Annotated in this window: 12 protein-coding genes; 2 read left to right on the top strand and 10 right to left on the bottom strand. The window is 46.6% G+C overall.

The window, feature by feature from the left end:
• Positions 1–3: 3 nt before the first annotated feature.
• The 10 genes from OJ16_RS01515 to OJ16_RS01470 form a co-directional block, all read right to left on the bottom strand.
• Positions 4–846 carry a dimethyl sulfoxide reductase anchor subunit family protein gene (locus OJ16_RS01515; protein WP_040986672.1) on the bottom strand — a complete coding sequence of 281 codons (843 nt, stop codon included), beginning with the start codon at positions 844–846 and terminating at the stop codon, positions 4–6.
• Complete coding sequence (locus tag OJ16_RS01510) at positions 843–1,469, bottom strand: DMSO/selenate family reductase complex B subunit (RefSeq protein ID WP_040986670.1); 627 nt, start codon at positions 1,467–1,469, stop codon at positions 843–845. The genes OJ16_RS01515 and OJ16_RS01510 overlap by 4 nt, the downstream gene beginning before the upstream one ends.
• A gap of 12 nt (positions 1,470–1,481) precedes the next feature.
• Positions 1,482–3,917, bottom strand: a complete 2,436-nt coding sequence (locus tag OJ16_RS01505; protein ID WP_040986668.1) for a DMSO/selenate family reductase complex A subunit — start codon at positions 3,915–3,917, stop codon at positions 1,482–1,484.
• Positions 3,918–4,693: 776 nt separating this feature from the next.
• Positions 4,694–5,956: a hypothetical protein gene (locus OJ16_RS01500; RefSeq protein ID WP_040986666.1), complete on the bottom strand. Its 1,263-nt coding sequence runs from the start codon at positions 5,954–5,956 to the stop codon at positions 4,694–4,696.
• 87 nt (positions 5,957–6,043) lie between these two features.
• Positions 6,044–6,988 carry an alpha/beta hydrolase gene (locus tag OJ16_RS01495; RefSeq protein ID WP_040986664.1) on the bottom strand — a complete coding sequence of 315 codons (945 nt, stop codon included), beginning with the start codon at positions 6,986–6,988 and terminating at the stop codon, positions 6,044–6,046.
• Between the two features lie 9 nt (positions 6,989–6,997).
• Complete coding sequence (locus tag OJ16_RS01490) at positions 6,998–8,200, bottom strand: MFS transporter (RefSeq protein ID WP_040986662.1); 1,203 nt, start codon at positions 8,198–8,200, stop codon at positions 6,998–7,000.
• Positions 8,201–8,398: 198 nt separating this feature from the next.
• The gene (gene fabV / locus OJ16_RS01485; RefSeq protein ID WP_040986660.1) at positions 8,399–9,601 is read right to left on the bottom strand and encodes an enoyl-ACP reductase FabV; all 1,203 of its coding nucleotides are present in this window, start codon (positions 9,599–9,601) and stop codon (positions 8,399–8,401) included.
• 19 nt (positions 9,602–9,620) lie between these two features.
• Positions 9,621–10,037, bottom strand: a complete 417-nt coding sequence (locus OJ16_RS01480; RefSeq protein ID WP_040987116.1) for a MaoC family dehydratase — start codon at positions 10,035–10,037, stop codon at positions 9,621–9,623.
• A gap of 115 nt (positions 10,038–10,152) precedes the next feature.
• A complete protein-coding gene (locus OJ16_RS01475; protein ID WP_040986658.1) occupies positions 10,153–11,757 on the bottom strand; it encodes an acyl CoA:acetate/3-ketoacid CoA transferase in 1,605 nt (534 codons plus the stop codon).
• A gap of 173 nt (positions 11,758–11,930) precedes the next feature.
• On the bottom strand, positions 11,931–12,839 hold the full coding sequence (locus OJ16_RS01470; RefSeq protein ID WP_040986656.1) for a LysR family transcriptional regulator: 909 nt from the start codon (positions 12,837–12,839) through the stop codon (positions 11,931–11,933).
• A 317-nt stretch (positions 12,840–13,156) separates the two neighbouring features.
• Here OJ16_RS01470 and OJ16_RS01465 point away from each other — a divergent pair, with 317 nt between their 5' ends.
• Complete coding sequence (locus OJ16_RS01465; protein ID WP_040986654.1) at positions 13,157–13,891, top strand: beta-ketoacyl-ACP reductase; 735 nt, start codon at positions 13,157–13,159, stop codon at positions 13,889–13,891.
• Positions 13,892–13,901: 10 nt separating this feature from the next.
• Positions 13,902–15,119: an acetyl-CoA C-acetyltransferase gene (locus OJ16_RS01460; RefSeq protein WP_040986651.1), complete on the top strand. Its 1,218-nt coding sequence runs from the start codon at positions 13,902–13,904 to the stop codon at positions 15,117–15,119.
• Positions 15,120–15,211 lie beyond the last annotated feature (92 nt).

Here is a 15,211-nt window from a genome sequence, read left to right as displayed (position 1 = left end):
TGATTACATGCCTGCGCTTGCGCTGATGTAAACATCGTAGAAAAAGGCACGGCCCATAAATTCTGATGCCAGCACAAGAATGAAGGCAATCAGCGCGGCAAACATGGCTTTCTCACAACGCTTAAGCGCGCTGACAAGGATCAGAAGCAGACCGATCAGCAATGCACCTACGCGCAACATAGCAAGCTCGAATGAGTAGCCAACCACTTCAAATGGATTGTGTTGAATATCCAGTTGACCTAGCCAAACTAGGTAAGCGGCGTAGCCCATTAGCGTGATGATGCTAAACAGTGCAGCGCCCGCAGCCAATGCATTGTCAACGTTTTCCATTTCACCCATCTCTGCTTTTTGAGCACGAAGCATCAACGCTGCAGCGATAGGGCCAACCACACCCGCGGTCATTAGGAACTGGAATGCCGTGAACGATGTGTTCCAAGTGGGTACGGTTGTTAGCGTGTAAACGTTGGCAATCGCTAAGATGAAGACCACGCCTAATATCATCGCCGCTGGTAGCACAAGCTTGCGCATCGCAGGCATGATGTTAAACAGACGCATGCCCGTGTATGCAGCACCCGCACCACCAAACAAGCTCAGGCCGACAATCTCAAGGCTCAGTGCGCTGCCGTGTGCCAAGCCAAACATGACGTTGAACATACGGAAAGGTTGGCCAAGGTGCGTAACCGAGGCAATCGCACCCACACCCAGTAGGACAAATACGGCCATGAAGCTGCGCGTCATGGCTTTTTCGTTTGGCTTGAATAGCATTTCAATCAAACCAAGCGCAATGAACATGCCGACAGCGCTTTGTGCAAGTACTGTAAAGAAGACGAGTGATAACTGGCTCATTCTCCCACCTCCGTTGGGTTTTGAATGCTACCGGTCTTATCGCCAGTTAACTTGCTGTTTGAACAAGTGCTGATGATAAGGTTCGGGCTGGTTAGGCGTGGATCGGGTAGTGGTGCGATATCTGCACGGTCACCAAATTTCGCACGTAGCTCTTCGATCGGACCGAAGTCAATCGCACGCAGTGGGCAAGATTCCACACAAACTGGATCTTGGCCTGTGCCAATGCGCTCGTAACAACCGTCACACTTGGTCATGTGCTTTTTCTCTGGGTTGTACTGCGGTGCGCCGTAAGGACACGCCATTTCACAGTAACGACAACCCACACACACGTCTTCGTTCACGACCACAAGGCCGTCTTCTTCACGCTTGTGCATTGCACCCGTTGGGCAGGCTTTGGTACACGCTGGATTGCTACAGTGGTTACAACTGATCGACATGTAGTAAGCAAATACATCGTTTGAGTAAGTGCCGTCTTCATGCTGTAGCCAGTCACCGCCTGCGTATTCGTATACACGACGCCAGTTTACGCCAACAGGCAGATCGCCTTTATCTTTACAAGAAACCTGACACGTTTTGCAACCAGTACACTTGCTGGTATCAACGTGGAAACCGTATTGAGTCATTTGTTATTTTCCTTACGCTTTAGCAACTTCAACAAGAATGGTGTGCTGTGCGTTACCTTTTGATAACGGGGTCGCACGTTGTGACGTTAGCGAGTTGATACAACCGCCTTGGTCAACGCCTTTCTTGTCAGGGCTATACCAAGCACCTTGGCCCATTGCTGTTACGCCCGGCATGATGCGCGGAGTCACTTTGATTGCAACACGGATTTCACCACGGTCGTTGAAGACCTTAACAAAATCGCCGCTCTTCAGGTTGCGTTTTGCCGCATCCATCGGGTTCATCCAAATACCATCGAACACGACTTCACGTAGCCATGGGATATTGTGGTAAGTCGAGTGTGTACGGCCTTTGGTGTGGTAACCGAACAGTTGCAGCGGGAACTGCTCTGTTTTCGGGTCCAAATGGCTTTCCCATGTTGTCACGTACTGTGGCAGTGGAGAAATGACATCACCGTCTTCGATATCCCATTCTTTGGTAATCGTTTCTAGCTTGGTCGAGTAAATTTCGATTAGGCCAGATGGGGTACCGACTGGATTTGCCTTTGGATCTTTACGGAAATCTTCCAGCGCGATACGGCCTTCTTTTGGTGCCACCACGGTGTAAGGACCGTCTTTACGCAGATCTTCCAGTGAAGGAATGTTTGGATCTTGCTTCATGCGCTCGCTATACAAGTATTCCAACCACTGTTCACGGTCGCGACCTTCGGTGTACTGGTCGTATAGGCCAAAGCGCTTAGATAGCTCTGCACACATTTGGTATGCACTGCGTGTTTCATACAGTGGCTCAATCGCACGCACTAGTGGGAATAGTCCGCCCAGTGAACCTGACGAGTAACCATCAGAACTGACTTCGTTGTTCTCAATGGTGGTAACGTCTGGCAATAGCAAATCTGCATAACGTGCCGATGCCGTCATATGGTTATCACACACCACTATGAACTCTGCTAGCGACTCGTCTTTGACGATTTCGGCTTGGCGGTTTAAGTCAGCGTGTTGATTCATCAATACGTTACCAGAGTAAGCAAGGATGAATTTAATTGGCGTGCGCATGCGCTCGTCGCCCTGAATACCGTCCGTTTTGTTCGTCATTTCTTCGTGACGCCAAATCGCATCGCTCCATTTGAAGAATGGAACTTTAACTTGTACAGGGTTTGTACCCACTGGGATACGTGGTGCTGGGTAGCTGTAGTTTGCTGGCATATCACCCGTGTTGGTGCCTGGCAGACCAATGTTACCCGTCAAGATTGGCAGCATAACGATCGCACGAGAAGCTTGTTCGCCGTTTGCTTGACGTTGAATACCCGTACCTTGGGTGATGAAACATGGTTTTGCGGTACCAATTTCACGCGCAAGTTGTTGGATTTTCTTCGCTGGAATGCCCGTGATGTCAGCCGCCCATGCAGGGGTCTTCTCAATGCCATCTGGGCCTTGGCCTAGGATGTGCGCTTTATAGTGACCATTTTTCGGTGCGCTTGCTGGCAGAGATTTTTCATCGTAGCCTTGGCAGTATTTATCAAGGAAGTCTTGGTCTACCAAGTTTTCAGTGATCAATACGTGTGCAATACCTTCAACCAATGCCGCGTCAGTGCCTGGGCGGATCGGTAGCCATTCGTCTTCTTTACCCAACATGGTATCAGTGTAACGAGGATCAATGATGATAGTGCGTACATTGTTTTTACGTTGTGCATTAATGTGTTCGTGGATCTCACCGCCGCCACTCATACGAGTTTCTGCAGGGTTGTAACCAAACATCACCAATAGTTCAGCGTTTTCGATTTCAGTCGTGTACGAACCATAAGCTGCGGCCTTTTTGTCACCATAGGTGAAAGGTAGGGCAAACATGATTTGACCCCAGCTGTAGTTACCGTAGTAATCGAGGAAGCCACCCATCATGTTGAACAGGCGCTTAAAGCAGTCTTTACCGTCGGTGCGGTAGCCTTGCGTACCTGAACCATAAGTAATGAAGATCGAATCATTACCGTATTCTTTGATGGTGTACTTGAGTTTATCTGCCATAAGGTCCATGGCTTCATCCCAACTGATGCGCTCGAAGCGGCCTTCGCCACGTTCACCCACACGCTTCATTGGGTACTTCAGACGATCAGGGTTGTAAACGCGGTGTTTGATTGAACGGCCACGTAGACACGCACGGATTTGGTGGGTGCCAAATTCGCCGTTGTCATCACCACGGTTGTCGGTTTCGATTTGTGTGATCACACCGTCTTTAGTGTGTACACGCAGCGCACAACGACTACCACAGTTCACCATACAGGCAGACCAAACCGTTTTCGTTTCGCCATCTTGTTGCGTTGTTGCCTCTGCGGCGGCGGCTTTTAATGGTAAACCCATACCAACAGCAGCTGTTGTTCCACCGACAGCTGCTCCCCACTTCATAAACGTGCGGCGCTTCATAGGCGACAAAATTGCTTCATTAATCCAGTTCTTCATATGAGTTCCATAATGAATGAATATTTATATTTTTGATTATTTATGCTCACGAAAAGCTTTGTTTAAATTTCATTAAATGACGTTTTTTAACAAACTTTTGCTAACAGAGAATGTAATGAGCTCAGCGAACCTTTTATTTGATTGAAATCACGTTAACGCTCGACGGAGGGATTTCTTTGAGGTGCTTCTATTAATATTCTGACTCTTATTGATGTATTTATTCATAAGTGTTTCATGTTCTGTTTATTTGTTGCTGTGATGTTGTGTTGCTCTTTCTTTTAAAATGTGAACAAAATTCAGAAGATAAACATAACTCGACACAATTAATGAATGTTTATTGCATAAAATAGACTGGAAACTACCACTTAATTACTAGATAAAAGTCATGAGGCATCACTTTGTTAGTGTCTTTCGTCGTGGTCGTTATGCATGCGAATGATCAGCAATGAAAGGCAACAAATGTGTCGTTCTGTTAACAATAAAGAACCGCTGAGTGATGCTAAAGAGGTTCTAGATCGGCCAGAAGTGACGTTACGAGGCGACTTTTACTGCAAATAGAAGGCGAGCGGTAGCTGATAGAGAGAAATTATGACGATTTATTACACAAACCAACGGGGATTGATGCTGATATTTTAGTCAGAAGTCATTCATTCATCACAGAGGCGGAGGAATGCACAATTAACGAGTGATGGATACAAAAATGACGCTAGCCAAGAGCAGGTAGCGTCATTGATATTTCGTCTTATTTAGTTCTTATCGCAGAGAACTACCCAACGTTAATTGTATTTGATGTTCACCATCGCCATGACGGCGAGATCATCAATATCCTTATCTGCCCAACTCATTTGCACCACAAAGTCAGTAAACTTGCTCCATTGATATTGTGTGCTGAGATCTAAGAAGGTGGCTTCTAAATCGGTATCACTACCAAGGTTGTGATCAATATTCATTTGCCCGCCCGCAAATTTGATGTTCCATTGGTCAGAGGCTTGCCAATCGATACGCGCCGCATACAGTTGACCATCGTTATTCTCATGACCTAAACCACCAAAGAATTGACGCGAAATTGGACTTGGGTCATTACGATCGCTGTTATTAATTAGGCCAGAGTAAGTATCAAAACCACGGCCAACCAAACCACCATCAATAAAACCAATGGCTTGCGCTTGCAGCTTCACGGCTGGGGTTAATTGATAGCTTGTTTCAAAAAAACCGGCTAAGCCATCTTTACCCCAAGTAGTGTGGTAGCCATTTTTGTCGGTTGAGTCTGACAAAATAACGTTTGCGGCGGCTTTTACCGAAAAGTCATTCACTGCGACATTGATGAAAGGTGAAATGTTGTGGAAGTAATCAATGCCGTAGCCCGCTTGTGGAATGCCTGACGCTGCGTCGCCAATATTACCTTCACCCCCGTCGAAGTAGGCCCAAAGCATGCCCCAATCGACTACGCCATGGCTGCCAACGGCCGCGAGTGCGTACATGTGAACATCGTCATAAACATCTAAACTTGACTCATATTCACTTTCGGCAAAACGGAGATCGTAAATGCCGAGTAGGCTGATTTGGTCGTTATTACCATATTGATAGGATTTCATGGCCAATAAGCGATCACGGCGATCATTTTCAATATTGAAACCGTACGCCCAATCGGCACGTTGGCGGCCGGCTCTGAGCACCAAGCCTTGATCAGCATATTGTACAAAACCTAAGTCCATCGATAGGCCATCGGCATTGCTGCCATCAGTATAGTTACTGCCAGCGCCCCCGCTATGACGTCGGTCACCAGACCAATCGTAGTAGCCTTGCCAGCGTGTATTGATTGACCAGCCATCAGAAAAAATGAGGTTGGTTTTTACGCGAACTCTGCTGGTGTAGCCATTGCTGCTTTCTTCATCGCTAGCATCGATGGCATGGCCGCGAATATAAGCATCCATTCCCCAGTCTAATTTGATGTCATCATTGAGTTCCACAATGGCGGCCTGGTTAGCAAAAGACGAACAAAGCCCCGCTACCGTTAAAAATAACGTATGCGCTTTCATATTAATTTCCGTGTAATAGGGTGCTTACTTCAGGGAGTTACCCATATGAGGGTCAGAAGTAAGCACCAAGTTTAAGAGGGTACTTATTTAGGCGTGTGCTGAGTTTAGGAATGCACTGATTTTTTGGTAAACGGTATCGCACTCTTCTTTGACCAGATCTTCCATATTAAGGAAGGTATGGATCATGTCATTGAAGTGGTAGTGCTCAACATGCGCTCCTGCACTTTGCGCCATTTCTGCATAGGCAATACCCTCGTCACGCAGTGGGCAAAACTCTGCAGTCATCATCAATGTAGCTGGCAGTTGCGCCGTCATTGGTTGATACAGTGGCGATGCTTCGCGACGATCTTCATTGTTATGGAAGTAGTTATCGAAGTACCAAGCAATCTTCCCTTTTTGTAGTAGATAGCCTGTCGCATTTTCTTCCATTGAAGCACTGTCCATCGTGTAATCGAGACTTGGATAAAGCATCACTTGCTTGGTAATAGAAACGTTTTCATCAAACTGCGCTTGGGCACTGACACTCGCGACCAGAGCGCCGCCACCAGAATCTCCGGCAATAGAAAGCGTTGGTAAGTATTTCAGCTCACGGCCATCTAGTGTTGCCCATAGGTTGCTGACCACTGTGTATGCATCCACAATACCCGCAGGGTAAGGACACTCAGGCGCAAGGCGGTAATCAACGGCGACCACAATGTGTTTCGTCGCGAGTGCTAACTTACGGCAGATAGGATCGTAAACCGTAACGCTACCAGCCATGTGGCCACCGCCGTGGTAATAAACCAGTACAGGCAATGCCGTTTCAGGACCTGGATGGTAGATACGCACTGGAACGTTGTACGCTTCACCTGCGACTAAATCATCTTGTACCCAAGCAACGGCCGGAATATCGGTGACTAACCCTTTGGTTAAATTCGCTAAACCTTCACGAGCGTTTGTTGCTGTTGGTTTAAAACCGTTTTCAATCAGTTGGCCTACCGCGATGTTAAAGTTCTCTAACCATGTTTGTAATTTTGGACTAACTTGACGCATAACGCCTCCTTAAGCTGTCTTGGCTGTAGTATTAGTAAGCTCTGGCTTTTTACCGGTCTCTGGTAAGAAGAAGCTTGCAAGGAAAAAGGTAGAAGAACAGATCACGGCGAAGGTTGCCGCATAAGCAATATTACCCGTTGTATCGGCAAGCACACCCGCTAAGAACATTAAAACGGTTTCGATCATGTAAGATATTGACCAGAACATGCCGAAGATCACCGTGATGCGGGCAGGGGTCATATTTGGCAGTTCTTGTGGCAGTGTCACCAGTGCCGTCATCGGCATGAACATGAAGAAGCCAGCCATAAACGCAGCAGCGTAAGCAATAGTCGCGTTGCTGGTGGTGATCATCACCGCGGCAAAAAGTGTCATCGCCAAGCCACAACCACGGATAACAGGGACACGTAGAGGGTAGCGTTTAACAATCATAATCCCTGCGATAGTTCCCACCATTCCAGCGCCAATCATGATAGAAGACAGGTATTTAGCTTCGGCAGCGAATGTAGGGACTAATGGGAAAAGCGCAAAAACAGAGATGTAGCAGAAAAGAAGACCAGAGTAAGCAATGGGTAACCACCAGTTTACAGACTCTTTTACCCCATCTTTTAGTGTGTAAGTGACTTGTGGTTTGTCGCCTGAAGCGCTAGCAGACAGAGAAAAATCATCACTAACGAACCACCAGACAACCAATACGGCCAAGCTGATCGCTGAAATGGCGAGAATAACATTTTGCCAGTTGCCCAAAGTTGAAAGCAGTGAACCGGTGAATAGCAAGGCAAGTAGGTTACCCATGTTGAACGCTGCCGCATTGATACCATTGATCATTGGGCGCTCTTCGGCATTGAAATAGTTAATGACGATAGGGTTGAAGTAAACAATGGCAAATGCGCCACCAAAACCCATCACTAAGCGTGATACGACATACAGTGAGTAACTGCCAGCAAAGACCCCAGCCGCGCCTGCTGCGATGAGCAAGGAAGCAATAGCAAAGGCTTTTTTAGGCCCCATTTTAACCAATAACCATGCTGCTGCAAGGTTGCCAATGATCTTAGCAATGGTGATGGCATTGTTCATCCAGGTGGCTGCCGCCATACCTTCGATGTTGTAAAAAGCCATGATGTTTGGTGTCATCATAGAGCCAGCAACCCAGGACATAGCAAAGAGGGCGTAGGTGAGAAATATCGTTATTTCGATAAGATGTTTCTTATTCATATTATGTACCTTGTAGGGTGATACTTGGATTATTTTTCATATTTATAATACCCCATAAAAACTGTGGCATTATGCTGATTTTGCAAGAATGAATTGTGTGAACTCAATCAAGAATAGAATTAAAGTTATTATAAATCAGTAATATAGAGTTATAACCCGACTTGGGTAGTCGAGCTATAACGATTGGTTAGCGAGCCATTATGGGGTTAATAATGCCAATTCTTGTATATTGACTGGAGCGGAATAGTCCACCTCTGCGAAACCAAAACCATTCAACTGCATGAAGTCGAGTTTGTAGCCCTGATAATCGCCAATTTGTTGGAAGTTAGCGTTGGTCATTTGGGCCATCATGGCTTTCACTTCCGCTTGTGTTTGTGGCGCAAGTTCCCAGTCATCAATACGAATTAAACGAGCGTTATCGACCGGCACACCCGCTTGGTTACTGTACAAACGTTGTGCAAACAGTCTTTGCATTTGCTCAATACAACCCTCGTGCGTGCCTTTTTCTTTCATAACTTTAAACAGTGAAAGGATGTAAGGCGAAAAGGCAGGAATGAAGACACTTGCTTTAGTGACGAGCGCTTTACAAACGGATACATAAGCTTCGCCGCCAATGGCACCGAGTTGCTCGTTAATCGTATCGGCAGTGGCGTGCAGATGCGCTTTCGCACGGCCCAGCGTGCCTTGATGATAAATAGGGTAGGTGACTTCTGGGCCAACGTAAGAGTAAGCAACGGTTTTACAACCTTGGGCTAATACGCCCCCTTCAGAAAGCATGGTGATCCAACTCTGCCAGTCTTCACCGCCCATCACTTTAATCGTCGCCTCTAGTTCTGATTCAGAAGCCGTTCCAATTTCCATGGTTTCGAATGAATCCATCTCAATGTTGATGGTGGGTCCAGAGATAGCCTCGCCAACTGTCTTGATGGATGAGCGCCATAGCTCACCCGTTTCAGGATTCGGACGAACACCGGTTGCAAGGCTGTAAACAACCAGATCTACGGTGCCGCCGAATTCATTCTTGATGAAGTCTAAAACGTCTTGGCGTGTTTGCGCTGAAAAGGCATCACCGACGAAGTTCTTGGCAATCAAACCTTGTTTTTCTGCTTCTTGGCGGAAATAAATGTTGTTGTACCAACCCGCGGTACCCACGCCTTTATCACTTGGACCACGTTCAAATGATACGCCGATGGTATCGGCATTTGACCCACCAAAAGCAAGGCTAATTCGTGAAGCCAAGCCAAAACCAGATGACGCACCAAGTACGAGTACTTTTTTAGGGCCTTGTTGGATCGTTTGAGCGTTTTGTACATAGTTAATTTGGTTCAATACCGCTTGGCGGCAACCGATAGGGTGAGCTGAACGTGCAACCACGCCCTGAACAATAGGTTCAATAATCATAATAATACCTTTGTAATCATTAGTGTTTTGGGGGCATAACCGTGGCGACACCTTGAATCACAATTTTGTTATGTTGATTCACGCTGCGAGTCGCCAATTTAGCGATGTTTTTTTCAGGATTAATTTCGATAACTTCCACCTCGGCGCGAATCGTATCGCCAATAAAAACCGGCGCCGTAAACTTGAGCTCTTGGCCAAGATAGATGGTTCCTGGCCCTGGTAACTGCATGCCAAGGACGGCAGACGTTAGCCCTGAAACCATGATGCCGTGGGCAACACGATTACCGAAAATACTGTTTTGACCAGCGATTTGGCTGACATGCACGGGGTTAATATCGCCGCTGATGCCACAAAACAGTTGAATGTCTGATTCACTGATGGTTTTTTCAAAATGCGCTCGTTGGCCAACAACGAGCTGTTCTATGGAGTAACTCATGGTTTTGATCTCTAAAATAACTTTGCGATAAAGTGGCGTAGCGAAAACAGCACTGCCGTTGTATGGCAAAATTATTTCCCTCTCACAAAAGCGGACTCTTATGAGAGGGAGGTGGTTATGCGATCATTGCTTGTTTGGTTGCTTTTTGTACCGGGGCGTCGAGCGTCTCTGGCAGGGTGAGGCCCATTGGTTCATCACGGAAAATACGCGCGTCCATGGTTTTTAGGTTGTGGCTTATCACGGGCGTAAAGTTCATCTTGGCGAGAATGTCATTCTCAAGATCCATACCCGGTGCAATTTCAATCAATTCAAGTGTGGTTTCTCCCAAACGAAATACGGCACGTTCAGTGATATAAAGCACGGGTTTGTGATTACGTCTGGCGATATCCGCAGAGAAGGTGATCTGTTGTACTTCATTGATTAGTTTGCTGATGTGACCATCATTCACGATCGACAACTCACCATTTCCAGTTTCGATTTCAAGCTTACCGGCAGTAAACGTACCGCAGAAAAATACCTGCTTCGCATTTTGAGTGATGTTAATGAAGCCACCACAACCGGCGATCTTGGTGCCAAATTTTGACACGTTTAGGTTGCCGTATTGGTCGCACTCAGCAAGCCCTAAGAAGGCTTGATCGATACCGCCACCATCATAGAAGTCAAACATTTGGTCTTGAGTGATCACCGCTTCAGGGAACGCAGAGGCGCCAAAGCTAAGACCGCCTGCTGGCGTACCTCCAATTGCACCGGGCTCAACCGTCGCGATCATTTGATCGGTGATACCTTCTTCGTCGGTTATTTGTGCAATCACCTCTGGCACGCCAATACCATAGTTAAGAATGGCCCCACGTTGCAGCTCCATGGCAGCACGACGAGCGATAATTTTCTTCGCATCTAATGGACGAGGTTTAACGGCTTTTTGCGCTTTTTCTCCTCGGCCACAATAAGCGGGGTTCATTGGCTCCGCGAACGTTTGCATGTGTAAGGATTCTTCTGCGATAACGACCGCGTTAACAAAGATGCCAGGAATACGCACTTGTTGGGGATCAAGCTCGCCGTTTTTCACCACGCGCTTTACTTGTACGATCACTGTACCACCCATGTTTGTGACCAGTTGCGCCGCCGCTAGGTTTTCTAGAAATAGGCATTCATCTTCCATGGTGATATTGCCATTTTCATCGGCCGTTGTGCCTCTGATCAAAGCGACCGTTGGGTTGAGTCGCTTATAAAATAGGTATTCTTCGCCTTCGATTTCCATCAACGAGACGCGATTTTCTTCTGTGCAGGCGTTGATTTTTCCGCCGCCTAAACGTGGGTCAACAAATGTACCTAGGCCAACATGAGAAAGAGTGCCGGGCTTGCCTGCGGCAGAGTCTCTTAGCAGTTGGGCAATAACACCTTGAGGGAAGTTATAGCCTTGAATTTTATTTTCGTTTGCCAGTTTTTGAAGGCGCGGAATTAATCCCCAGTGGCCGCCACAAGCCATACTCACCATACCCGGATGAGCGAGGTGGTTCGTGGCTTTATCAACACCATCACCTTGGCCTGCCGTAAAATAGAGTTCTAATGAGTGGGGTTGACCGGTGTTAATGAAGCGCTCGCCAATGGCGCGCTCAATGGCTTCGGGCACAACTGCGCCAATAAAGCCGCCTAAGATCACCTTGTCGCCATTTTTTATCAAAGCTGCTGCTTGTAGGGCAGTTAACACTTTTGTTTTCATTCTACTTTCCTTCTGGAAATTTATTGTGGCCTGGGCATTGATATCCAGAGCGAATGAAAAAAGTGTAAGCATTTCTGATTAATGAAAAAATAGACAATAAAAGGAAAGATAATTGCGAATTTGGGATAATAAAAAGAGCAGCGTGGTGCTGCTCTAGAAAGGTGGTGGTGTGGTCAGTCTTGCCCTGAAATTTCTCGTACGCGACGGATCAGGTAGTCTTTAAAGTTCACACAACGCATTGGCATTTGGCGACGAGGGCGATAGTAGAGGCTGAACTCAAACTCGCTGTTGGTGTATTGCTGTAAAACTTGCACCAATTGCTTATCTTCCAGTTCATTTTGAATCAGTCTAACCGGCAGATAGCTAATACCGCCGCCATTTAACGCGACTGTTTTGATGAATTGGCTATCTTCCACTTCTACCGTTTGTGAAATGTTTACCGTGGTCATTTCACCATCGCGTTCAAATACCCATTTGTTTCCACCGACGAGAGTCGAGGCATAGAGGCAATTGTGGCGACGAAGATCTTCGGGGTATTCGGGTTGGCCGTACTTGTTGATATATTCGGGGGAGCAACACGCCATCAGCGGATATTTAAGCAAAGAGCGTTTGACCAACAAGCTGTCTTTCTCTTGGAAGCCTTGGTAGACAGCACTGGCTCGAATGGCAAAGTCGATTTCGTCTAAATGGTCCATATCGAAAGCGGTTTCGAGGATGCGAAAAGTGACGTGAGGGTATTGCTGTAAATATTCTCCGACAATTTGGCCAAGGAAATCGCGTGCAAATAGTGGCGTAGAGGCGATACGAATAATACCGCGATCATCATTCCCTAAGTTTTGAATCTCAGTGAAAATGTCATCGATTTCACTGTTTACCTGATTAAAGCGTTCGAACAATCTCAAACCCGCTTGGGTTGGGACGACTTTTCGCGTTGAACGTTTTAATAGGCTGATGCCCATACTCTCTTCGAGTTCAATGATCCAGCGGCTGCCTGCAGAAGCCGAAATGCCATATTGTTTTGCGGCGAGGCTGAATGAACCCGTACGTACAACATGTAGAAAGTAAACGATTTTATCTAACATGATGCATCCTTAATTATTGCAAAATTCGTTTAATCAACGTTATAGCGGAACGGAAATGTTGAGGAAACCGAAAAAGGTTCATTTGTTAATGTAGGTCAAAATTAAAGCAGAATATCGTGCAGGTAAGGCTCGAACAGAGAAATAACCAAAAATAGCAAGCGGGTATTTGCCATATATTGTCCCATATTTGCAATAGTGTTTTGATCGTAATTTAGTCCACAAAGCGAATGTTAATCCATAGAATTATTTCACCTACTGCGAACAACTGAACTATGCCAAGACATAGTTTCGCATCCCTCCTGATTAAGGTGAAAACTATGCTTACTGACAAAATCTGTATCGTTACTGGTGGCGCTCAAGGAATTGGCCGCTGCATCGTGGAAACATTTGCCAAGCAAAATGCAGCAATGGTTTATGCGTGTGATATGAATGCTCAAGCTGCTGAAGAACTACAAGCGACTTACAGCAATGTTCGCGTTAAACAGCTGAACGTATGTGAACGTGGTGATATTCACTCATTAGTCGAAGCAATCAAGCAAGAGCATGGCAGGGTTGATGTGTTGGTGAATAACGCTGGTATTACACGCGATAACCTTCTTGATCGTATGAGTGAAGATGACTGGGATATGGTCATCAATGTGAACCTTAAAGGCGTTTTCAATATGACCCAGGCGGTGGCGCCAATTATGATTGAAAATGGCGTCGGTTCGATCATTACCATGTCTTCTGTCGTGGGGACTGATGGCAACGTCGGCCAAAGTAACTACGGTGCAACCAAAGGCGGTGTCATTTCAATGACGAAAGGTTGGGCGAAAGAGTTTTCTCGTAAAGGCGCCCAAGTGCGTGCGAACTGTGTTGCCCCAGGCTTTATTGAAACGCCAATGACGATCGACTTGCCAGAAAAAGTCTTAGATTACATGAAAACCAAAACGCCGCTCGGCCGCATGGGTAAGCCAGAAGATATTGCCAACGGTGTAGTGTTCTTAGCCAGTGACAGCGCGAGCTTCATTACTGGGCAAACACTAAAAATCGACGGCGGCTTGGTGATTTAAGGAGTAACTGATGAGTAAAGTTTATATTGTTGGTGCAAAGCGCACCGCTTTAGGCGCATTTGGTGGATCTTTATCACTGGTTCCTGCATTTGAGTTGGGGGGGCATGCAATCAAGGCGGCACTAGAGCAAGCGAGCGTCTCTCCTGATTTACTTGATGAAGTGATTGTCGGTAATGTGTTAACTGCAGGCCAAGGCATGGGCCCAGGTCGTCAAGCGGCTAAATTTGCCGATGTACCCGATTCGGTTCCTGCTTACACACTCAATATGATCTGTGGCAGCGGCATGAAAACAGTGATGGAAGCGGCGACGAAGATCAAAGCGGGCGATGCCGATTTAGTGGTCGCAGCGGGTATGGAAAACATGTCGAGCACGCCTTACTTAATGAGTGCGCAAAACCGATTCGGCAGCAAAATGGGTAATCAGCAATTGGTTGATACCATGATCCACGATGGTTTAACGGATGCGTTCAATCGTTACCACATGGGTATGACAGCAGAAAACATCGCTGAAAAGTACCAGATTGACCGTGAAACTCAGGATGCGTTTGCGTTACGTAGTCAGCAACGAGCAATGACTGCGATTGAGCAAGGCCGTTTTGTTGATGAAATTGTACCAGTTGAAGTGCATCAACGTCGTTCAACGGTCACGTTTGCGCAAGATGAGTACCCACGAGCAGATGCGTCACTTGAAAGTTTAGGAAAGCTAAGACCAGCATTTAAAAAAGACGGTTCAGTCACTGCGGGCAATGCTTCGGGTATTAACGATGGTGGGGTCGCTTTTGTCGTGGCTTCTGAAAAAGCAGTCAAAGAGCACGGCTTAACCCCACTGGCTGAAATCGTCAGTTACGGTCAAGGTGGTTTGGACCCAGCATTCATGGGTTTAGGGCCTGTACCGGCAATCAAACAAGCACTTAGTAGAGCCAATATGACACTTGCCGATGTTCAGCTTCTTGAACTGAATGAAGCATTTGCCGCACAGGCGTTAGGTGTGATGCATGGGTTAAGTGATCACTACGACTTACCAATGAATTGGTTCGATGATAAAACTAACGTGAATGGTGGCGCGATTGCTCTAGGGCACCCTCTGGGCGCATCAGGTGGGCGTGTACTGACCACTCTGCTTTATGAAATGGAGAAGAGAGAAGTTAAATTTGGCCTTGCTTCACTCTGTATTGGCGGAGGAATGGGGACCGCAATCCTAATTAAAAAGATCTGGTTTTCCCGTTAAATAGAGCCCCCAATAGAAAAAACTGAAAACGATCTGTTAGAGAAAAACAAAGCCACCGTAATGGTGGCTTTGTTATATCAGAACGGAGAATC

Source organism: Vibrio renipiscarius, from assembly GCF_000827885.1.
Lineage (GTDB): Bacteria > Pseudomonadota > Gammaproteobacteria > Enterobacterales > Vibrionaceae > Vibrio > Vibrio renipiscarius.
This window is presented reverse-complemented; position numbering and strand designations above follow the sequence as displayed.